We start from the raw sequence: 20,179 nt of genomic DNA on the forward strand, positions 1-20,179 counted from the left end.
ATAGAAAGTATCTTTGTAAGCAATCATTTGTAAAAAAGGCTTGTTTCCCTATCAAAATCCGGTTATAATAGAATATGTGTTAAATTTATAAAATCTATGCGCCCATAGCTCAGTTGGATAGAGCACTGGTTTCCGGTACCAGGTTTGTCGGGGGTTCGAATCCCTCTGGGCGCGCTTGGTAAAGTCAATGATGACAAGGGTTAGAGTGATATTCTTCCCTTGTCTTTTTTCTTTTAAAAATACCTTTTGCAAACCAATTGCAAACCTTCGAGTCTCGAAATATATTTTCATCTCTATTTTTTAGTCATTGAAACAACATTTTCTGGTTTCTTTTCTTTCTTTCCATAAAGTGATCGTTGGATACTTGTTGCTGCAATTTCTTGTATGCCAGGAATGATATGTGAATAAATATCCAATGTTGTCTGTATGGATCTGTGTCCTAATCTTTCCTGCACTACTTTTGGATGCACCCCAGCTTGCAATAAAAGGGTAGCATGCGTGTGTCTTAATCCGTGAAAGCTAATTTTTTTAATTTTACTTCTTTCGATGATACGATTAAAAACAGTCCTAAGATATGTTGGTTTAATAAAACCTCCGGTTGACGTAGCACATACCAAGTCCATTTCCTCATAATCTGGACCACATTTCAATTTATCTTTATCCTGTTGTCGTTTATGGTTTCGAGTATCTTTATTGTCTCGTCATCAATGTCCATTGTGCGGTAGCTAGATGATGTTTTTAATTGGGGTGATAGTTCCCAAATTCCTTCATTATCCTTTTTCAACTGATGGGTTACAGATATTACTTTATTATCAAAGTCGATTTTAGACCATCTTAGACCAAGAACCTCACCACGGCGCATACCTGTTGCTAATGATAAGAGTATGGGTAATGCGTGATTCTTACTATTTAAATTCTGCATAAATAATTCAACTTCATGATTTGTCCAATATTCAATTTCTTGCTTACCGACTTTTGGTGCTTCAATGTCCTCCATAATATCTTCTTTAATACCGTATCGCTTTCCTTTTGAAAGGGCGCTAGATAATATCCTATAGATATGCTTCTTGCTTCGTTGCGAAAGTTTCTTGTCGTTAATTTCATCCATAAATGATTCCACATGATGGCTTTATGGAATGTATGTTCTGTTCTGTTTTATTTTGTAAGAGATGGTGTACATAAGTTTGTACACCATCAATTTTAAGTTTTATTCTTCCAGTCCTTCTTTAGATATAAATTCAAATTCTAAACGTTGTTCTTCTCCCATTGCTCCATTAATAGGATCAACAGCGCCGTCTTCTACCTTATAAGGTCCGTCCATAATTAATTCGATGCTTTCAGGTACAGACTCGTCTTCCTCCATTACGATGGTGAACGCTCCTGTCTCTTTTACTTTTCCGTAATACTTTTGAACAACTGGATTTTCGGATAGGATACCGGAATCACTATTTAATTGTTCACCATCACTAGTAATCACTATTATATTACCGTTGTAACTAACATCGAAGTCATTAGTATTCTCAACATCTGTTGTTATCTGAATGGCTCGGATGCTTTCTTGCTCATCATACATATATTGATATTCTTCATTCACATCGATATCTACTAGTGCAATAGCAAGATCAACCCTAAAACCGTCGAAGTCTACTTCGTACATACCGGTTTCTTCATTAATCTCATCATTCAGGTACATACCAAGCATATAAAATTTACCGACATTAGTTTCAAATTCCCAGAAGCCATCCTCTATTTCTTGTGGTTCCTGTTCGCTGTCTTGTTCTTCCTTCCATTCGGCTTGTTTTTCAGCTGAACTTCTATTACCTTCTGTTTCTTCAACAGTTGGGGTATCACTTTCATTACATGCTGCCAAGAATAATATTAAAGTTATAAATGCAAAAAATAGATATTTTTTCAATTTAATTCTTCATCACCTTTCTTTAATATATAAACGAATGTCAGTTCTTGAATCATTTTACCCATAGTGATATTAAAATTTTTTTAAATGACTGACTTCTTTAGGTATACAGTATGTTTCAGCAATCTCGTGCAATGTTAAACGGTCTGAGCAAGCCACTTTTTTAATACAAAAATATTAGGAGGAATTTATTATGTCAAAAATTTATTTAGATCCAGGTCATGGTGGAACAGATCCAGGTGCAATTGGTAATGGGTTGCAAGAGAAAAACGTAACATTAACTCTTGCATTGAAAACTCGGGACATTCTTAATAGAGATTTTGAAGGTCATACAATTCGTATGAGTCGTACTACTGATGTCACCAGAAGCCTCGCCCAACGTACTAACGGTGCTAACAGTTGGGGTGCTGACTATTTCGTATCAATTCATATTAACGCTGGGGGCGGTACTGGATACGAGGACTTTATTTATAATGGTAGTGTATCCAGTAATACAGTGACATATCGTGATAAATTACACGCTGAAATTATGAAGCAAGTCGATTTTAGAAATCGCGGTAAAAAACGTGCTAACTTCCATGTTTTACGTGAATCGAACATGCCAGCCGTACTAACGGAAAATGGATTTATTGATACTGTGGCCGACGCAAATAAACTTAAATCTAATGCATATTTAGATCGCATTGCTTTAGGACACGCGAATGGTATAGCGCAAGCACTAGGTCTAAGTCGAAAATCTGGCGGTGGAGGCAATACGTACACCGTTAAATCTGGTGACACGCTATGGAGCATTGCTCAAGCATATGGATTAACTGTGCAGCAGCTTAAAAATCTAAATGGATTAACTGGTGACGATATTTACCCTGGACAAGTTTTAATTGTCAGTGGTGGCGGAGCAGTTTACCATACTGTGAAGTCTGGTGAGACGTTGTGGGGTATTGCACAGCAGTATAATACTACTGTTAATGCCATAAAGAGTTTGAATGGGCTGACTAGTGACGTAATCCAGCCAGGTCAGAGACTAAGAGTTAAGTAAATTAGTCTATTATTTTTCTAACAAAAAATAGTATTTCTTGTAATTGTAAAAATGTGTTTTCTACTATTAACTTTGTCCACCCCCTTTAATTCTTAGTTGCATAATTTATAATGAAGGAGGTGGAAGTTATGAGCTTTTTTGATCCATGTAAAAAGAAGTATGTCTGTTTTGATCCATGTAAAAAGAAGTATGTCTGTTTTGATCCATGTAAAAAGAAGCATGACTGTTTTGATCCATGTAAAGAGAAGCATGACTTTTTTGATCCATGTAAAGAGAAGCATGACTTTTTTGATCCATGTAAAAAGAAGCATGACTGTTTTGATCCATGTAAAAAGAAGCACGATGATTGGTGTCATTGCCACCACCACTTTAATAATTGTAAGAAGAAATTCTGTCATTGTTGTAACAGATATTACTAATAAGAACTTTTATAAGAAAAAAGCCCTCACGATTGTGGGGGCATTTAAGGGTTAGGACGGCTTTAAAGCCTTCGCGTTAAGTATTATTTACTGTAAAATTTAATTTATACTATGTTTTTCTTCATGCGGCGTTTGCTATAGTCTCCTTATTCAGTATTATTTTGTAAAAATTACACATAATACAACAGAATTAGTGTGCGTAAAAGAAAGGTGGCACATAAGTGAATTTACTAAGGAGGATATCAATGGGCATATTAAGTGGAAATCCACAAGACGAGCCAATGCATTACGGAGAAGTATTTAGTTTATGGAACTTTGTTTTAGCAGGTAATAAAATGATACTTGACCAGCGAATTTTTTTAAACCATGTAGGAGATGAGGATTTAAAGAAGTTAATTAAAGAGTCTGTAGAAGGATGTCAACAAGAGGTAAAACAAGTTGAAGAAGTATTAAAACAAAACGGTGTTGCTCTACCACCTGCAGCTCCTGAGCCACCGCATGTAGAGCTTAATGATATTCCTACGGGTGCACGATTTCAGGATGCAGATGTAGCAGCCTCAGTATCTGCAATAACAGCATCGAGTTTAGTTACTTGTAGTCAAATAATAGGGCAATCTATTCGTGAGGATATTGCAATGATGTTTGGACAATTTCATATGAGTAAAGTTGCATTTGGAGGTAAATTATTAAAGTTGACTAAAGAAAAGGGTTGGCTCATCCCTCCACCTCTACATTATTCTTCAAAGGAAAACTAATTATAATTAAAGGACTTGTTGGTTTGAACAGGTCCTTTAATTTTGGAATAAAAATATTCTTCAGTGGATAGGCTACACTAAATTGGACAGATAAAATAAGGGCTTGTAAACTTAGACTATTAATTAAAGGGAGCATCTATTATGACACGTCAACGTCGAACTTTTACACCCGAATTTAAACTGCAATTAGTGAAGCTTTATGAAAATGGCAAATCTCGTGCAGACATTGCTAGGGAATATGATATTACGCCTTCTGCTTTAGATCGTTGGATTAAAAATCATAAGGAAACAGGTTCATTCGCCGCCAAAGATAACCGTTCTGAAGAGGAAAATGAACTGGCTCGACTGCGTAAGGAAAATCAACGTTTAATGATGGAGAATGATATTTTAAAGCAAGCAGCGCTGATCATGGGACGAAAATAGATGTGATCCGAAATAATGCTCACAAATATTCAGTATCAGCAATGTGTGACGTCCTCCATATTCCAAAAAGTACGTATTACTATCATGCCAATTTGTATGGCAAACATGTGCTTAAAACGGAAGATAAAGAGATTTCCAAAGAGATTGCCAGGATTTTCAATGAAAGCCGAAGCAATTATGGCACGCGAAAAATCAAGAAAGAACTGAGTAAATTACCAAAGGCAAAACACGTATCGCGTCGTCGGATTGGTCGTTTAATGAACTACTGTATAGTTCGATACGAGTCCAAGTTCTTTTAAAACTATTCTACAAACACATCATCACTCGCTAAACCTAACCCTCGTACGATCCTCATTATCAAACATCAATCTATCATTATTTACACTCAATAACTTCCTTCTTACCTCATGAAAATCATGACCCTTAAAATATTTAACCTCTACAGTCAAATTACCATGTATAGCCAGTTGCAGTTTCATTGCATTCTCTTCAATTTTCTGTCATCAAGGATAGGTTTTTCTTTATATTCAAGTTCCTTTTGTACCTGTTTTAGCATCTCGATATGTTAAGGCATCATGAGGCTGTCCATTGTTTAGTTCCGCGATTATTTATCATATTAACACCTCTATAAAAAATGATTATTTTTATTTTAACACAAAATCAGAACAAATATTCGGCTTTTATTGATAAACTATTAAAATTCATTTAGAATTTGATTAATAATCTTATGTTGAGGTGATTATTTTGGATACTGTGAATCAATTTATTGCTACGTCATTAGCAATTAAAGTTTTTAAGTACGACCAAAAGCTGTTTAATGATTTCAAAATGGGAATGGTTTATTTAGATGTAACTGACGCGGTTATCGATAGGTTGTATGAGGATTTTAATAATTTGAAGAGAGATATGTACGCTGTACACCATATTGATATCAGACAGCTGGATGAAACTAAATACATTGTTAAAAGCAGAGATAAGAATGAGGTAAGTGAATATACGCCAGAGCAACTAAAACAGATGACCAGTGATGTAATGGATAGATGTTTAAATGGAGATAAAGCAGGCCCATACGAAAGAATGGACAGAAGATGGGATGTATTAAAAGGACTTGATACACATTATGAAAGGAGTGAGAGGAGTACTCATCCCAAGCGTTAGCTTTTACTTAACTGGTATGTCAACACTAAACTGGACAAAAATTATAAAGTCTGTTGCTTGAATTCCACTGGTGTTAAATAGCCTAGTGTTCCGTGAATTCGTATGTTGTTAAACCAGTGAACATAATCATCCAGTTAAAGTGTGAGCTGTTAAAGAGAAGAGAAATGAGCACCGTTAGCGAATTCTGTTTTAAACACCTTAAACATCGCTTCAGCCACGGCGTTATCATAAGGACATCCTTTCATGCTCAGTGATCTTTGGATGCCGAATGTTTCAAGTGCTTTTGAAATAATCTTATTATCAAACTCTTTTCCACGATAAATGGGTAATATTGGTGAATTTTATATTATTTTGTAAAAAAAGTAGGAAAATAGTCCTTTTTCGTCGAAAGTGTTAGATGAAGAGATGAAGAGGGTGAAATGATATGGTAGAAAATAATATAAATGAGCAGATTATCCACAAAAGGTATACTAAATGATTAATGACCCAACATATAATGAGTTAAAGTCTGTTAAAGCTGAAATATTAAGCTTTAATAGGAAATACTTTAGTAATCTTAGTGAAAATGAACAAAACTCTATTAACTTTTTTATTAAAGAATAGTATTTTTAAAATATTTATTAAGGGAGTCTACTTCAAATTATTTAATTCAAGCCCTTTTATCAGACTACATTTATTTAATAGAATGCCTAATAAACAAAAATATACGTTACTACTATTTAAATGTTCGATCAATTATAGAAAATTCATTGAGATTTATTAATGGATATAACTCTTCTAACACAATTAGTACACAGGAGTTAATTGTTTTAACAAAACAGTTTATTCATGCTAAAAATATTTCCAACGTTAATTTTAATGTTATCGAAAGTGAATACTCAAAGGCTTGTGACTTTGTACATGGTAACATAACTGCCAGAATGCCGTTAGCTCAAAGTTTCGAAGATTGTTTCGGCGAAAAAAATAAAATGCCGAAGATGAATATAATGCTGCAACAAAGCATTAAGTTAATTGATGAGCTTTTTAAAGTAATGGCACATTCCCATATACAACTTATAGATTCAGCATTCCATAGGAGAAAGACTATATTGCGATACTTAGTAAATGACAATTTTCTTTCTGTTATTAGAGAGAATAAGTAACCTAATTTTACAGAAACCCTCATTACGAGGGCTTTTTCTTTTTAACCACAACATGGCCAGAGTTCTCTTCGCAAATCAGATCACACTCTGCAACACTTAACTCATCCTTAAACCGCAACTTCATACCAGCATCTGTAAAATCATAATCATCATCTCTCCATAGATCATTCACAGACCAAAATCCAACTAAATGACCTTCCATTATTTTTTCCATTTTAAAAAACTCCTCACAGTAACAATCGTAATGAGTTGCAAAGAGGGGGGCTAATTTTTAAAAAAGGATAATTAATATTTTTGTCGAATCAAATTAATCAGGAGGGATAGCATGACTGTAATTGGTAAGCTTCACTGTGGAGGTTGTCAACAAATCATTAAATTTAATGAGGCAGTAATCATAAGTGATTTTTATACGGTTGCCCACGTTAGGTATTTTCATTTAGTAAAAGAATATGTACTGGATAGAGGTTAGTTTGGTTACATAGTAAATAAATATTTTGATTAGCTTCTCTTGATAAAGTAACGGGTCAGTTTAGCATTCCTGTAGAACGTTAAATTTCAGGTTTGAAAAAAATAGAGCTCCTCGATAAGATAAATTTACACACACAAGCAAATCAATCTTAGGAGGAAGCTCTATATGAAGTATAAAATGCAAGATAAACAAAATCAACTGATAGAAAGAATATCAGATCAACATCTAGTCATTGGAGTCGATATTGCACAACAATTCCATGTAGCTCGTGCTGTAAATTATAGAGGTATAGTGATTGGTGACCCCCTCACTTTTGAAAATGATGAAATAGGCTTTGCTAGATTTAGAGAATGGATGGACGAATTAAAGGATTCAAAAGGATATCATACGGAAATAGTTGGTATGGAACCTACCGGTCATTACTGGTTAAACCTATCTAAGTGGCTCTATGATCATGAAATTGATGTTGTGACCGTCAATCCACACCTTGTCAAAAAGAATAAAGAAAATCGGGATAACACACAATCGAAGAGTGATAAAAAAGATGCACTCGTCATCGCTGACATGGTGAAGAACGGATACTATTCATTTATTCGCCCAACATCAGAGGCATTAGAAACACTAAGAGTTCTAATGTCCAACCGTGATGTAATCGTAAAACGACTTGTCAGTTCCATTAACCAAATAAACCGTTGGGTAGATGTAGTATTTCCTGAACTGAGAGAAGTGTTTAAAGATGTAAAAGGGAAAGGTTCAATCGCAACGCTTCGCTTATTCCCTACACCAATCGAACTTCGTTCGATGGAAGCCCAGGATATTATTGCTGGGTGGAAAACATTGATGAAACGACAACCCGGGTTAAAGAAAGCACAAAAGTTAATTCAACTAGCCAAGAGAACTGTAGGTACTGCCCAATCTCTTGATGCCTATAAACTCCACCTAGAACAATTACTTGAAGAATTTGACCTCGCAACAAGCCAACTTGAAAAGGTTGATGAGGAAGCAAGGAATGCACTTAAAAAGATTACATTCGCCAATAAAATACTTGGTATTAAAGGGATTACCGAAATTACACTCGGGGGCATCGTAGGTGAAGCTGGAGATTTAAGTAAATTTGCACATGGAAATTCTCTATTAAGACATGCAGGTTTAAATTTAGCAGAGGCTAGTTCAGGTAAGTGGAAAGGACAAATTGTCATTTCTAAACGTGGAAGATCTCGGCTAAGACGTTACTTATTCTTGGCAACCATGAGTCTCGTCGCAAACAACCCTGAGTTTAAAGAATTACATGCATACAATGTCCAAGTGAAAAAGATGAAAAAAATGAAATCTATCATGAAATTGATTGGCAAATTCGCAAGAATTTTAGTAGGTATTGCCCGAAGTAATGAACCATATTGCCCTGAAAAAGTATACCCCATAACAGTAGAAGCAGCATAACTAACCATTTAAGAAATACTAATAGTACAGTGAATGTTGGCTTATTCGTAGGATTTCAAAGAAAGCACGGAGTACTGGAAGTATTCAACAAAAGGGCACTGACCCATTAGTTTAGCAAAACCGGCCTCCACCCCTTGGATAGGCATAACGAAGGAATGAGAGGGCATTAGACCCGTTGAGACATGGGAGGGACAGCCTCTAGGGGCGATGTGGAGAATGCGTGCAGTATACTTTTTAGAATATTTGGAGTTCGTGACTCCTTTATTCCTGTATGCCTTCATGAAGCCTTTATTATCAACACCCATTCCATTTATCCGTTATTGTACTAAAAAGTGGCTTGAAATCCTGCGAATAAGCGAGCATTTACAAGTAAATCGAATCTATCTGAGGGAGTTGAAGAAGAAAAATTGAAACTTATCTCATAGTATTTCGTAATTAAGCTATATGTCAAAGCGTCATTACGCTATATGAGAGGTAGTGATTAATATAACTGTTAAAAAGATATTTATCTCAATTGTTTCTGCGGTTCTAGTTTCAATGATTACAGTTGGTGGAAGTACCACAGCAAATTTTTTATACTATTACTTCAACGGTGAACAATTTGGTGAAGTGATTACAACCTCACGAGTAATATGGTTTTCATTAATATTTGTCTTATCTTTTTTATTTATATTATTTAGCACTAGCGTTGCATTAATTAAAAGTAAATATTATGAATACCCAAAATGTTCACTAATTTACTGTTGTGCAAAGAAAAAGTCCTTTATAATGGATATAGTCAGGTGGTAACCCGTCCAAATCCAAAAATAAAGGACCAACTCATGGACAAGATTACACCAAAAACATCATTTGGACAATGGTTTTCATCCATAAATCTCAAAAAATTTGAAGATAATGTGAAAACCATGAAATTAGATTACTATACGAAAAAGTTAATGACAGAATCATTCTTAAAGTTATTACTTTACGCACAGCTGGAAGAAGTGGAGAGCCTACATGAATTAAATGCTCGCCTTTTCAATAACGACCTTCAAAAGAAAGTCGGTCTTGACTCGATTAGCGTCTCCCAGTTATCTCGTCGACTAAGCGGGTTGAATCCGGATATATTCCAGGGATTATTCCTTGATTTAGTATCTCAAATTCATGCAAAAACACACTATTCACAGCTGCACATGCCTTTAAAAATAATTGACTCGACCACCTTACCCTTGAATTTAACCAATCATCGTTGGGCTGAATTTCGGAAAACAAAAGCTGGTGTAAAAGTACATCTCAAGCTTGTGTTTATGGAAAAAGGGACATCCTATCCAGAGCAAACTGTGTTGACCAACGCGAAAGAACATGATCGTAGTCAGCTTGAGGTCTTGGTAGACGATAAAGAGTGCATGTACGTGTTTGACCGTGGATACCTGGATTATGAACGTTTAGACCGCATGACAGATGATGGCTACTTTTTCCTGACAAGACTTCGAAAAAATGCGTTTGTACGAGTAGTTTACAACTTTAAACTTCCTGAAGACTCAACTGTTTTATCAGATCAAATGGTTTTGATCGGGACATCGCAAAACCGTGCAGAAAACTATTTTCGGTTACTCAAAGTAGAAGATACAAAAGGAAATATCCTTCAACTTATTACCAATCGCTTTGATTTAAGCCCCGAAGAGGTTTCAGAAATGTACAAATCACGCTGGGCGATTGAATTGTTTTTCAAATGGATGAAACAGCATGTGAACATTAAAAAGTTCTATGGCCATAGCGAATCAGCCGTTTACAATCAGGTGTTTATTGCACTTATCGTATTTTGTTTGAATGTACTCATTCAACTCAAGACGAACAGCAAGCGAAGTTTATTACAAATCAGTCGTTATTTAAGAGCAGCCTTATGGAAGCCAGGTTATCTTTGGCTTCGTAAAATAGAAGGAAAAGGTGCATCTTAATAATAGAATGTCGCTGTCGCTATCGTTTAATTGTAAATATATTCCAAATGGATGGAGCCACCTTAAGTTGGGTATTTACTTTTTTGGCTTTCTTGGGAAAAATATTAAAACTGAAAATTCAGTTACTATTTATGCAACGCTAGTGATTATTTAGACTAGATAAAAAAGATAAGTAGTAACTTTCCTGTGTTCTATATTATAAAAGCGTGAGTGATGGCTATTAATTTTATTTATACGTTGCTGAAATACACCTAATAGGAGGCTGATTGCACTATTAGGTGTATTGCTAAAAGAAGGGAAATGATTCATCCTTTATCAACTATCTGGTGCTTTAACGAAAGAAGGAGTTGTAACTCCTATCGCTTGTTGTGCTAAGGGATCGAATTATTTAACAAAGGGGAAGAAATACAATGTTTAAATCTGAGGTAGTAAATAGAATAATATCATTGGTTGGGTTTTGGATAGTTGTATTTTTTATATTGTTTAGTGACAATATTGTAGGTGGTCCAATAATTTGGATCACAGTGATTGTAATTACTGCTTTTCATTTATACGGAATCATACATTCTTTGAAGAAAAATAGGAATAATTCACTAAAGTAAAGGGTGCTATGCAAAAAGAAGGAAAAGCACGTTTTATGGAATTATAAAATAAAGAGCAGAAGAATTGAATATGAATTAGAGTGTTTACAAAGAAGTGGAGGAAAACCAATGAAAAAATGGTTAGTTGCATCGTGGTTAATTGTTGGGTTTACACTTTTTGGTTGTTCAGATATGAATAATGGAATTACAGGGGAAGAGCCTCCAGAAGCTGTGGTTAAAGTAGGGAATAAATCATATGAAACGACATTGGGTTCTTATTGCTGGGATGGAAATGGTCAATCAATATGTGTCGATACGGCTGGACCAAAAGAACTTTTGAAAGGGAGAGAACCAATCAAAGTAAAATCTGGAAAAAAATAAATTTTGTGATGAACTATGAACCGAAACCAAACGAGTTCCACGTATTACAGATAAGTGAAAGTGATGAAGTTGAAGTAATTGTTAAAGATAATAGTTTCACAGCCCCTTTACATGAAGGAATTTATTACTATTCTTATGGCGTATGGTGGATGGATGAACAGGAAGAAAACATATCTAATGGCGATGCTTTTTATAATTTTGTTATTGAAGTTGAATAATTTTTTATTCAACAAACTGGTGCTTTAGTTATAGAAAGCCATAGTATTTTGAGTAACTCCATTTAGGGGTTATTTTTTATGTAAACAAAAAACCGCAATAAATGCGGTTTAAATTATGCTAGGTTGAATGTTGTATCAGTCTCTATTTATGGCGCATTAATGGTTTTATTCTAAATACCTTGCAAATTTTTTTGCTAACGAATCCGCAAACAACTAATAGACATAACCATACAATTAGATAGACAACGCATTCGCAATAGTACGCAGTATCACAGTCGGAACTTACCGAAATACGTTCGCTTGGTTTCCGGTACCAGGTTTGTCGGGGGTTCGAATCCCTCTGGGCGCGCTATATAAGTCATGAAGGCAAAGGTTTGAGTGGTTCTCATTCCTTTGCCTTTTTTCTTTTTACGAACGATCAAAAAGTAGTCCAATTTCCTTGTGCTATAGAGTTTCTGATGCCTGAACAAATAGATCTATTGATGATGGATACTGTAAAACTAAAAATGTGTTATATACTATTAGATTTGTCTAATCCCTTTTTTCTTAAGTGCGTATATTGAAAGAGAAAGGAGAGATAAATTATGTATTGTTACGATCCATGTAAAAAGAAGCACGAAGATTGGTGTCAATACGATTACTTCCACAAGAAAGATCCATGTAAAAGGAAGCACGAAGATTGGTGTCAACAACACTGGTTCAACAAGAAGGAAGAGCACCATTATTATGGTTATCCAAAAAATAACTACATTGGTGATTTTCAGACAGATTGTCATAAATGTAAGAAGAAATTCTGTCATTGTTGTAAGCGACATTTCTAGAAGGAAACATTTAGAAGGAATAAGCCCTCATGCTGTTATGGGGGTTTATTTATCCTTGTTTTTCGTACTATATAATCACTAGGAGGATGGATTCGAAATAGAAGCACGATTGTTTTCATAGGTTAATAGGTATAGTTAGCTGCCTGATTTTAAGCTTTGTATTTCGCCTTCCAGATTTTTAAGTTGATCCTCTATGGTTTTAAACCTTGCTTCTAATGATTCTTGAGCTTGTTTATCTGCTTCATTTTGGATACGTGCTTCATCAATAGCTTCTAATGCTGCAAAGGTGGCAATTAAATCAGCTAACGTAGTAAGTGCTGACGCAATTAAAGCGAGTTGAAGACTATTATCTAAGGATGTATCCTGTGTATCCTGGCTGTCGGTATTAGAGTCATTTTTCATCCAACCCCTCCTATTTTTATAAAGGAAGTACATTAGAATATATGTTATTTTAAAAATTTAATGATGGAAAAGATTTCACGCTTATAACATGTGATACGGATATACTTATTGGGGGCCAGCATTTAAAATGTTTGGTATTCAAGTGAATGAAGGTTAATTGACTAAGACATTATGAAAGCGCATGTAAATTAGTGTGCTTCTGTTTTTGTATGTATATAATAGAAAGCATATAACGAATTAAAAACAATAACTGATTAGCAAATGTTTAGTGTTGGGAGAGAGAATATGCTGTTAAATAATGAATATAAAGAAGAAATCATTGAAACTATTTTCGAAAAGTCGAATTTTTGCTTTGTTGTTGTAGATGGTCAAGGTTTAGTTACGTATCTTAATGATAATTATTGTAAGTTTATAGGTGTTAAATTAGAGGATGCTATCGGCAAACATGTACAAGATGTCATTGAAAATACAAGAATGCATATTGTCGCTCAAACAGGTAAGGAGGAAATTGCAGATATTCAATTCATTAGAGGGAATCATATGATTGCTAATCGAGTTCCGCTTTGTTCAAAAGGGAAAATAGTCGGTGCAGTCGGTACGGTACTATATCGGGATACAAAAGAATGGATGAAAATGAATTCGCATATTAAGGATCTATTATTGGAGATTGAACAATATAAAAAGAAGTTAGGCAATCAAAATGGAGCAACTTACTCCCTGCAAGATATTGTTGGCAGTTCCATACAAATAAATAAAATTAAAGAAAAAGTTATGAAGATTTCTTCTGGAGATGTTTCTATTTTATTAATGGGAGAAAGTGGTACAGGAAAAGAATTGTTTGCTCATAGTATTCATCAATTAAGCGAACGAAGTATGAAGCCGTTTGTAAAAGTAAATTGTGCAGCAATTCCAGTAGATTTGCTTGAGTCCGAATTGTTTGGTTATGAAGGCGGTGCGTTTACAGGTGCCAAAAAAGGAGGCAAGCTAGGGAAATTCCAATTGGCAGATAGTGGCACACTTTTTTTGGATGAGATTGGGGATATGCCATTAGATGCCCAAGTGAAAATTCTCCGTGTTCTACAGGAGGGAGAAGTTGAAGCAATCGGCTCGGAAAAAACACAAAAAATTGATGTGCGAATTATTGCAGCAACGAACCAATCATTAGAAACATTAATTAAGGAAAATCGTTTCAGGGAGGATCTTTATTACCGGATCAATGTCATTCCGATAAAAATTCCTCCTCTACGCGAACGGGTAGAGGATATTCGGGTGCTTGCAAAATTTTTACTAGCTAAAATTACAAAACGTACAGGTAAACGAGTGATCAGCTTTGAAGCGGCAGTAATGGATTTTTTCATGCATCATGAATGGCCGGGCAATGTCAGAGAGCTGGAAAATGTAATTGAATCCGCTGTACATCTTACAAACACGGAAATTATTAAACTAGAAGATTTGCCAGATCAAATGCAGTCAAATCATTATACAACGAAGCAAAGTATGAATTTAAAAGAAGTTTTAGCTAGGGCAGAGAGGCAAGCAATCGAAAATGCGATTGAAAGGGCAGGTGGAGATAAATTAAGAGCGGCTAGCTTACTTGGTGTCGGAAAATCTAGTTTTTATGAAAAAATGAAAAAACATCAATTATAAAATTCCACAAATACGGAATCTATTCCGCAATTTTGGAAAGTATGAAAAGCACGAAAAGAAAGGGCTTACATTCGTAAAAATGATAATGAAGAACCTTCTTTCCACGAAACTGGAAGGAAGGTTTTTAGTTGACTTCAATTATACTGCTAGCTTTCTATTTTTTGAGATATCTTTATTGGCACGATTTTTGCAAGTAAAGGAAGGAAAGGGGAGTAGCATAGATGAAAACAATTTATACATCCTTTGCAGAAGCAGTAGCAGAGATTCAAGATGGTTCAACGATTATGGTTGGGGGTTTTGGACTTGTTGGAATTCCTGAAAATCTTATTCTAGCTCTTGTTGATTCACAGGTAAAGCATTTAACCGTGATCTCGAATAATTGTGGGGTGGATGATTGGGGCCTCGGTTTACTACTAAAAAATAAACAAATTGATAAGATGATTGGCTCCTATGTTGGCGAAAATAAAGAATTTGAGAGACAAGTATTAGCAGGTGAGCTGGAGGTAGAGTTGACACCACAAGGTACACTTGCAGAAAGAATTCGTGCGGGTGGAGCAGGAATCCCAGCATTCTATACGCCTGCTGGAGTGGGAACTCCGATTGCAGAAGGAGAAGAAGTACGTGTATTTAATAACAAAGAATATTTGCTGCAAACAGCTTTAAAGGCAGATTTCAGTTTGATTCGAGCTGCTGTTGGTGATCATGCGGGGAACTTGGTTTATAACAAAACAGCACGCAATTTTAATCCGATGATGGCAGCGGCAGGAAAAGTAACAATTGCAGAAGTAGAACAATTAGTTGAACCCGGAACAATTAATCCTGATCATGTTCATACACCAGGAATCTATGTACAAGCTCTAATTGAAGGGGCACAAGAGAAGCGAATTGAACGATTAACCATAAGACAAGAAGCATAGCACAATTTTAGGAGGTAATGGCGGATGTTAAACCAATTGGATAAGGCATTGGTGCGAGAGCGAATAGCTAGAAGAGCTGAAAGGGAAATTGTAAGCGGTTCCTACGTTAATCTAGGGATTGGGATGCCAACAATGGTTGCCAATTATATTCAGGGTGGTAAACAGGTAGTCCTTCAGTCAGAAAATGGATTACTTGGAATAGGAAAATCACCACTAAAAGAAGAAGTTGATCCTGATTTAATTAACGCTGGTAAAGAAACGGTAACTGCTCAAGAGGGGGCTTCTTATTTCAGTAATGCGGAATCGTTTGCGATGATTCGTGGAGCACATTTGGATTTGGCTATTCTCGGTGGAATGGAAGTATCTGAAACAGGTGATTTAGCAAATTGGATGATTCCAGGAAAAATGATTAAAGGTATGGGGGGTGCGATGGATATCGTGCACGGAGCAAAAAAAATTGTTATTATTATGGATCATGTCAATAAGCATGGGACATCAAAAATTTTAAAGAAATGCAGCTTACCACTAACTGGGAAGCAGGTTGTAAACCGAGTAATTACAGACCGTGCGGTTATGGATGTTGAGGAAAGTGGTCTTGTACTTATAGAAATAGCAGAAGGCTGGACAGTTGAAGAAATTGTGGAATCGACAGAGGCAGAGCTAAAAATTAGTGAGCATTTACGAATAGGAACGTATTAAAAAAGGAGGATTTATTCATGGTAGACAACAAAGTGGTATTTATAACTGGAGCAGCAAGTGGAATCGGATATGAGATGGGTAAGGAGTTTGCCAAAAACGGTGCCAAGGTTGCTTTGTCAGACATTAACACTGAAAAGGTTCAGGCGGTTTCCGAAAACTTAAGAAAAGATGGTTATGATTGTATTGGATTGAAATGTGATGTTACGAACGAAAAAGAACTACAACAAGCTTTAGATGAGACGGTAGAAAAATATGGAAGATTGGATGTGCTAATTAATAATGCTGGCTTACAGCATGTTGCATCCATTGAAGATTTCCCGACTGAAAAGTTTGAATTCATGACGAAGGTAATGCTAGTTGCGCCATTTATGGCAACGAAACATGTTTTTCCGTTAATGAAAGAACAAGGATTTGGACGGATTATTAATATGGCTTCGATTAACGGAGTAATTGGCTTTGCGGGCAAGGCAGCATATAACAGTGCTAAGCACGGACTTATAGGTTTAACGAAGGTAGCGGCATTAGAAGGAGCTGCCAATGGAATTACAGTGAATGCTATGTGCCCAGGTTATGTGGATACGCCGCTTGTTCGAGGACAGTTTGAGGACTTAGCGAAAAATCGTAATATCCCGGTTGAAAAAGTATTAGAAGAGGTGCTTTATCCATTGGTACCACAGAAACGCTTGTTAGCTGTGCAGGAAATAGCGGATTATGCGTTGTTCTTATCAAGTGATAAGGCCAAAGGGGTTACAGGTCAAGCCATTGTATTAGATGGCGGGTACACGGCACAGTAATAACAAAATAGGAGAGTGGGAAAATGACAAATGTTTATATCGTTGAGGGGGCAAGAACACCATTTGGTACATTTGGAGGGAGCTTGAAGGGGATAGATCCAACGGAACTAGGAGTTATCGCTAGTAAGGAAGCAATTCGCCGAAGTGGCATCCCTGCAGAAGATATTAATTTGACTGTGTTAGGGAATGTCATCCATTCCGGAAAAAACGCGCCTTATTTATCAAGGCATATTGCACTGCAAACTGGTATTCCAATATCCAGTCCCGCACTAACAGTAAATCGTTTATGTGGTTCAGGATTGCAGTCAGTTATTTCAGCAACCCAATCGATTATGCTAGGTGAGGCAGAAGTGGCACTAGCTGGAGGGATTGAAAATATGAGTCTATCTCCTTATGCATTAAGAGGGAGCAGATTTGGTACGAAATTGAAAACACCACAAGTGGATGACATGCTCTGGGCAGCCTTGACAGATGAATATATCGGTTCGGGAATGGGGATGACGGCAGAAAATCTAGCAGAAAAGTATGGTATTACGCGCGAGGAACAAGATGAATTCGCTTATTTAAGTCATAAGCGTGCAGCGACTGCACGAAACGAAGGAAAGCTTAATGAGGAAATTGTGCCTGTTGAAATAAAACATCGAAATGGCACAACCTTCGTAAACACAGATGAACATATACGAGAGGATACAACGGTTGAGAAGCTTGCAGGTTTAAAGCCGTCCTTTAAACAGGGTGGAACGGTGACCGGTGGGAATGCGAGTGGAATTAATGATGGAGCTGGAGCGGTTATTGTAGCGGGGGAAAACTATGTAACAGAGCATCAATTGCAGCCGCTAGCAAGAATCGTATCTTACGGCATTGCTGGGGTTGAGCCAGAATATATGGGAATCGGCCCAGTTCCAGCGATTCAACAAGCTTTAAAAAGGGCTGGGCTCACACTTGAAGATATCGATTTGATTGAAGTAAATGAAGCATTTGCTGCCCAGTATTTAGCTGTCGAAAAAGCTTTAGGTTTAGATCGTGAGAAAGTAAATGTGAACGGGGGAGCGATTGCATTAGGGCATCCGATTGGAGCAAGTGGTACGAGAGTGCTTTACGCTGTGGTAAAAGAGTTGAAAAGAAGAGGGCAGAGATATGGTATTGCCTCACTTTGTATTGGTGGCGGCCAGGGAATTGCAATGGTTATTGAAGTTAGATAAATAAAGAGATGGAGGGGTATCATGTTTGGGATAATTTTAGGGCTTATTGTCTTAATGGCACTTGCTTATTTAGGGTGGTCAATCATTTGGATTGCGCCAATTGCTGCTGGTGTTGTTGCACTAACTGGTGGGCTGGACTTGCTAGATGCATATACAAATACGTATATGAGCGGCTTTGTTAACTTTGCAAAGCAATGGTTCCCTGTATTCATGCTTGGGGCAATTTTTGGAAAGCTGATGGAAGACACAGGGATGGCAAAGTCGGTCGCCATCGCATTAACAAAAGTTATCGGAACTAAGCGAGCAATACTAGGGGTGCTTGTATCCTGTGCAGTTTTAACATATGGTGGGGTTAGTTTGTTTGTCGTTGTTTTCGCTGTTTATCCACTTGCACTAACACTGTTCCGTGAAGCAAACATTAGCAGGCGTCTAATACCAGGCACAGTTGCATTAGGGTCATTCACATTTACGATGACAGCAATTCCTGGGACACCACAAATTCAAAACTTAATCCCAACGCCTTACTTTGGTACAACCGCAATGGCAGCGCCAATTATGGGGATAGTCGCTGCGATTATTATGGGTGTCGGTGGTTATTACTATATGCGATGGAGAGAAAAACAATTATCTGCAAAAGGGGAATTTTATACAGAGCCAAAGGATAATAAGATTGTGAAGGTAGAGGGAGATACCCCACATTTTATATTATCGATTTTGCCATTAATAACCGTAGTTGTTACGTTGAATGTTTTGGAGTGGGATATTGTAGTTGCCCTATTGTCTGGGATTATCCTGTTGATGATTTTAAATATTACCAAGTTCAAAGGGTTTGTTAAAGCAATTAATAATGGTGCAGTTGGTTCCGTAACCGCCATCATTAACACGAGTGCAGCTGTTGGATTTGGTACTGTTGTGCAGGCGGTACCAGGATTTGATCGTCTTACAGCACTATTGATGGGGATTAAAGGAAATCCGCTTATTTCAGAAGCAGTTGCTGTTAATATACTTGCTGGTGCTACAGGTTCGGCTTCTGGAGGAATGGGAATTGCTCTAGAAGCATTGGGAGAAAGATATTATGAATTAGCGTTAAGCACAGGTATTGATCCAGAGGCTTTTCACCGAATTGCGTCTTTATCATCTGGAGGACTCGATGCCATGCCGCACAATGGAGCTGTATTGACTTTGCTTACGATTACAGGCATGACACATAAAGATAGCTACAAAGACATTTTTGTCGTAGCTGTTGTTATCCCGATTATATCAATTGTTGCGGCTATTTTATTAGCGTCTGTTGGGATTTATTAAATATTTTTTTATAAAGAATAACAAGCTAGAATAACGTTAAAAAGTACCGATTTTCTGTTTTGGATATACGGTACTTTTTTATGTTTTCCATATTTGAACCCGACTATTATTTGTACTACAATAAAGAAAATAGTAGTAGGGAGTATGTATCATGACCAAACATCGGATTTACACAATGAGTTTCTCAGGAGTGTATCCCCATTATATTACCAAGGCTGAGAAAAAAGGACGTACGAAATCAGAAGTCGATGAAATCATACATTGGTTAACAGGCTATAGTCAGGAAGAGTTAGAAGAACAACTGGAAAAAAAGACAGACATTGAGACATTCTTTGCGGAAGCTCCTCATATGAATCCTTCCCGGAATTTGATTAAAGGTGTGATCTGCGGTGTCCGAGTGGAAGACATCGAAGAACCGCTTATGCAGGAAATTCGCTATTTGGATAAGCTGATCGATGAATTAGCAAAAGGAAAAGCGATGGAGAAGATACTGCGTAAATAATAATTAAAAACGAAGA

General features: G+C 36.5%; 23 protein-coding genes, 1 tRNA gene and 2 pseudogenes. 19 read left to right on the forward strand and 7 right to left on the reverse strand.

Going from position 1 to position 20,179, the window contains the following annotated elements; translation table 11 throughout:
- The first annotated feature begins 98 nt into the window (after positions 1–98).
- Positions 99–174, forward strand: a tRNA-Arg gene (locus NST46_RS12960).
- Positions 175–293: 119 nt separating this feature from the next.
- Here the strand turns inward: NST46_RS12960 and NST46_RS12965 are convergent.
- The 3 genes from NST46_RS12965 to NST46_RS12975 form a co-directional block, all read right to left on the reverse strand.
- Positions 294–650, reverse strand: a complete 357-nt coding sequence (locus NST46_RS12965; RefSeq protein WP_095311219.1) for a site-specific integrase — start codon at positions 648–650, stop codon at positions 294–296.
- A complete protein-coding gene (locus NST46_RS12970) occupies positions 647–1,108 on the reverse strand; it encodes a site-specific integrase (RefSeq protein ID WP_095311221.1) in 462 nt (153 codons plus the stop codon). Before NST46_RS12970 ends, NST46_RS12965 begins: the two co-directional genes overlap by 4 nt.
- A gap of 99 nt (positions 1,109–1,207) precedes the next feature.
- Complete coding sequence (locus NST46_RS12975) at positions 1,208–1,915, reverse strand: hypothetical protein (RefSeq protein ID WP_095311223.1); 708 nt, start codon at positions 1,913–1,915, stop codon at positions 1,208–1,210.
- Positions 1,916–2,108: 193 nt separating this feature from the next.
- Here NST46_RS12975 and NST46_RS12980 point away from each other — a divergent pair, with 193 nt between their 5' ends.
- The 5 genes and pseudogenes from NST46_RS12980 (at position 2,109) to NST46_RS13000 (ending at position 5,706) form a co-directional block, all read left to right on the forward strand.
- Positions 2,109–2,951 carry an N-acetylmuramoyl-L-alanine amidase gene (locus NST46_RS12980; RefSeq protein WP_095311225.1) on the forward strand — a complete coding sequence of 281 codons (843 nt, stop codon included), beginning with the start codon at positions 2,109–2,111 and terminating at the stop codon, positions 2,949–2,951.
- A gap of 309 nt (positions 2,952–3,260) precedes the next feature.
- Positions 3,261–3,425, forward strand: coding sequence for a hypothetical protein (locus NST46_RS12985; RefSeq protein ID WP_158586270.1), 165 nt, complete (start codon positions 3,261–3,263; stop codon positions 3,423–3,425).
- A gap of 190 nt (positions 3,426–3,615) precedes the next feature.
- A complete protein-coding gene (locus tag NST46_RS12990) occupies positions 3,616–4,125 on the forward strand; it encodes a DUF3231 family protein (protein WP_095311229.1) in 510 nt (169 codons plus the stop codon).
- 138 nt (positions 4,126–4,263) lie between these two features.
- Positions 4,264–4,808: pseudogene (locus NST46_RS12995) on the forward strand (transposase); the annotation flags it as partial.
- A 484-nt stretch (positions 4,809–5,292) separates the two neighbouring features.
- The gene (locus tag NST46_RS13000) at positions 5,293–5,706 is read left to right on the forward strand and encodes a hypothetical protein (RefSeq protein WP_095311235.1); all 414 of its coding nucleotides are present in this window, start codon (positions 5,293–5,295) and stop codon (positions 5,704–5,706) included.
- 41 nt (positions 5,707–5,747) lie between these two features.
- On the opposite strand, the pseudogene NST46_RS13005 reads toward NST46_RS13000, so the two are convergent.
- Positions 5,748–6,038, reverse strand: a pseudogene (locus tag NST46_RS13005) (IS3 family transposase); the annotation flags it as partial.
- 417 nt (positions 6,039–6,455) lie between these two features.
- Between NST46_RS13005 and NST46_RS13010 the strand changes: the two are divergent.
- On the forward strand, positions 6,456–6,848 hold the full coding sequence (locus tag NST46_RS13010; protein ID WP_341137346.1) for a hypothetical protein: 393 nt from the start codon (positions 6,456–6,458) through the stop codon (positions 6,846–6,848).
- 22 nt (positions 6,849–6,870) lie between these two features.
- Here NST46_RS13010 and NST46_RS13015 read toward each other — a convergent pair whose 3' ends face one another.
- Entirely contained in the window at positions 6,871–7,062 is a 192-nt protein-coding gene (locus tag NST46_RS13015; RefSeq protein ID WP_118889678.1) for a hypothetical protein, read from the reverse strand.
- 111 nt (positions 7,063–7,173) lie between these two features.
- Between NST46_RS13015 and NST46_RS13020 the strand changes: the two genes are divergently transcribed.
- From NST46_RS13020 to NST46_RS13040, 5 genes are all read left to right on the forward strand, one after another.
- Positions 7,174–7,317 (forward strand): hypothetical protein, encoded by a 144-nt coding sequence (locus NST46_RS13020; RefSeq protein WP_158586271.1) that lies wholly within the window; start codon positions 7,174–7,176, stop codon positions 7,315–7,317.
- Positions 7,318–7,482: 165 nt separating this feature from the next.
- Entirely contained in the window at positions 7,483–8,757 is a 1,275-nt protein-coding gene (locus NST46_RS13025; RefSeq protein WP_341136998.1) for an IS110 family transposase, read from the forward strand.
- A gap of 821 nt (positions 8,758–9,578) precedes the next feature.
- The gene (locus NST46_RS13030; protein ID WP_341136906.1) at positions 9,579–10,694 is read left to right on the forward strand and encodes an IS4 family transposase; all 1,116 of its coding nucleotides are present in this window, start codon (positions 9,579–9,581) and stop codon (positions 10,692–10,694) included.
- 710 nt (positions 10,695–11,404) lie between these two features.
- A complete protein-coding gene (locus tag NST46_RS13035; protein WP_341137347.1) occupies positions 11,405–11,656 on the forward strand; it encodes a hypothetical protein in 252 nt (83 codons plus the stop codon).
- 5 nt (positions 11,657–11,661) lie between these two features.
- A complete protein-coding gene (locus NST46_RS13040; protein WP_341137348.1) occupies positions 11,662–11,874 on the forward strand; it encodes a hypothetical protein in 213 nt (70 codons plus the stop codon).
- Positions 11,875–12,395: 521 nt separating this feature from the next.
- Here NST46_RS13040 and NST46_RS13045 read toward each other — a convergent pair.
- A complete protein-coding gene (locus NST46_RS13045) occupies positions 12,396–12,689 on the reverse strand; it encodes a hypothetical protein (RefSeq protein WP_144029204.1) in 294 nt (97 codons plus the stop codon).
- Positions 12,690–12,830: 141 nt separating this feature from the next.
- Positions 12,831–13,097, reverse strand: coding sequence for a hypothetical protein (locus NST46_RS13050; RefSeq protein WP_303448158.1), 267 nt, complete (start codon positions 13,095–13,097; stop codon positions 12,831–12,833).
- 285 nt (positions 13,098–13,382) lie between these two features.
- Between NST46_RS13050 and NST46_RS13055 the strand changes: the two genes are divergently transcribed.
- From NST46_RS13055 to NST46_RS13085, 7 genes are all read left to right on the forward strand, one after another.
- Positions 13,383–14,744 (forward strand): sigma-54 interaction domain-containing protein, encoded by a 1,362-nt coding sequence (locus tag NST46_RS13055; RefSeq protein WP_340002092.1) that lies wholly within the window; start codon positions 13,383–13,385, stop codon positions 14,742–14,744.
- A gap of 221 nt (positions 14,745–14,965) precedes the next feature.
- Positions 14,966–15,661: a CoA transferase subunit A gene (locus NST46_RS13060; RefSeq protein WP_341137349.1), complete on the forward strand. Its 696-nt coding sequence runs from the start codon at positions 14,966–14,968 to the stop codon at positions 15,659–15,661.
- 24 nt (positions 15,662–15,685) lie between these two features.
- Positions 15,686–16,360 (forward strand): 3-oxoacid CoA-transferase subunit B, encoded by a 675-nt coding sequence (locus tag NST46_RS13065; protein ID WP_118889684.1) that lies wholly within the window; start codon positions 15,686–15,688, stop codon positions 16,358–16,360.
- Positions 16,361–16,377: 17 nt separating this feature from the next.
- Positions 16,378–17,154 carry a 3-hydroxybutyrate dehydrogenase gene (locus NST46_RS13070; protein ID WP_341137350.1) on the forward strand — a complete coding sequence of 259 codons (777 nt, stop codon included), beginning with the start codon at positions 16,378–16,380 and terminating at the stop codon, positions 17,152–17,154.
- Positions 17,155–17,177: 23 nt separating this feature from the next.
- Positions 17,178–18,356: a thiolase family protein gene (locus NST46_RS13075; RefSeq protein ID WP_341137351.1), complete on the forward strand. Its 1,179-nt coding sequence runs from the start codon at positions 17,178–17,180 to the stop codon at positions 18,354–18,356.
- Positions 18,357–18,377: 21 nt separating this feature from the next.
- Positions 18,378–19,661, forward strand: a complete 1,284-nt coding sequence (locus NST46_RS13080; protein WP_118889687.1) for a GntP family permease — start codon at positions 18,378–18,380, stop codon at positions 19,659–19,661.
- Positions 19,662–19,812: 151 nt separating this feature from the next.
- Complete coding sequence (locus NST46_RS13085) at positions 19,813–20,163, forward strand: DUF2200 domain-containing protein (RefSeq protein WP_095311261.1); 351 nt, start codon at positions 19,813–19,815, stop codon at positions 20,161–20,163.
- Positions 20,164–20,179: the final 16 nt, after the last annotated feature.

Origin of the sequence: Oceanobacillus sp. FSL W7-1309, assembly GCF_038002145.1 — a bacterium.
GTDB classification, from domain to species: domain Bacteria; phylum Bacillota; class Bacilli; order Bacillales; family Amphibacillaceae; genus Oceanobacillus; species Oceanobacillus profundus.

What these genes read in the sequence shown, in the direction of transcription:
- NST46_RS12970 (WP_095311221.1), bottom strand. Translation starts at nt 1,108, where the DNA reads ATGGATGAAATTAACGACAAGAAACTTTCGCAACGAAGCAAGAAGCAT.
- NST46_RS12980 (WP_095311225.1), top strand. Translation starts at nt 2,109, where the DNA reads ATGTCAAAAATTTATTTAGATCCAGGTCATGGTGGAACAGATCCAGGT.
- NST46_RS12985 (WP_158586270.1), top strand. Translation starts at nt 3,261, where the DNA reads ATGACTGTTTTGATCCATGTAAAAAGAAGCACGATGATTGGTGTCATT.
- NST46_RS12990 (WP_095311229.1), top strand. Translation starts at nt 3,616, where the DNA reads ATGGGCATATTAAGTGGAAATCCACAAGACGAGCCAATGCATTACGGA.
- NST46_RS13015 (WP_118889678.1), bottom strand. Translation starts at nt 7,062, where the DNA reads ATGGAAAAAATAATGGAAGGTCATTTAGTTGGATTTTGGTCTGTGAAT.
- NST46_RS13020 (WP_158586271.1), top strand. Translation starts at nt 7,174, where the DNA reads ATGACTGTAATTGGTAAGCTTCACTGTGGAGGTTGTCAACAAATCATT.
- NST46_RS13025 (WP_341136998.1), top strand. Translation starts at nt 7,483, where the DNA reads ATGAAGTATAAAATGCAAGATAAACAAAATCAACTGATAGAAAGAATA.
- NST46_RS13030 (WP_341136906.1), top strand. Translation starts at nt 9,579, where the DNA reads ATGGACAAGATTACACCAAAAACATCATTTGGACAATGGTTTTCATCC.
- NST46_RS13035 (WP_341137347.1), top strand. Translation starts at nt 11,405, where the DNA reads ATGAAAAAATGGTTAGTTGCATCGTGGTTAATTGTTGGGTTTACACTT.
- NST46_RS13045 (WP_144029204.1), bottom strand. Translation starts at nt 12,689, where the DNA reads ATGTCGCTTACAACAATGACAGAATTTCTTCTTACATTTATGACAATC.
- NST46_RS13050 (WP_303448158.1), bottom strand. Translation starts at nt 13,097, where the DNA reads ATGAAAAATGACTCTAATACCGACAGCCAGGATACACAGGATACATCC.
- NST46_RS13055 (WP_340002092.1), top strand. Translation starts at nt 13,383, where the DNA reads ATGCTGTTAAATAATGAATATAAAGAAGAAATCATTGAAACTATTTTC.
- NST46_RS13060 (WP_341137349.1), top strand. Translation starts at nt 14,966, where the DNA reads ATGAAAACAATTTATACATCCTTTGCAGAAGCAGTAGCAGAGATTCAA.
- NST46_RS13065 (WP_118889684.1), top strand. Translation starts at nt 15,686, where the DNA reads ATGTTAAACCAATTGGATAAGGCATTGGTGCGAGAGCGAATAGCTAGA.
- NST46_RS13070 (WP_341137350.1), top strand. Translation starts at nt 16,378, where the DNA reads ATGGTAGACAACAAAGTGGTATTTATAACTGGAGCAGCAAGTGGAATC.
- NST46_RS13075 (WP_341137351.1), top strand. Translation starts at nt 17,178, where the DNA reads ATGACAAATGTTTATATCGTTGAGGGGGCAAGAACACCATTTGGTACA.
- NST46_RS13080 (WP_118889687.1), top strand. Translation starts at nt 18,378, where the DNA reads ATGTTTGGGATAATTTTAGGGCTTATTGTCTTAATGGCACTTGCTTAT.
- NST46_RS13085 (WP_095311261.1), top strand. Translation starts at nt 19,813, where the DNA reads ATGACCAAACATCGGATTTACACAATGAGTTTCTCAGGAGTGTATCCC.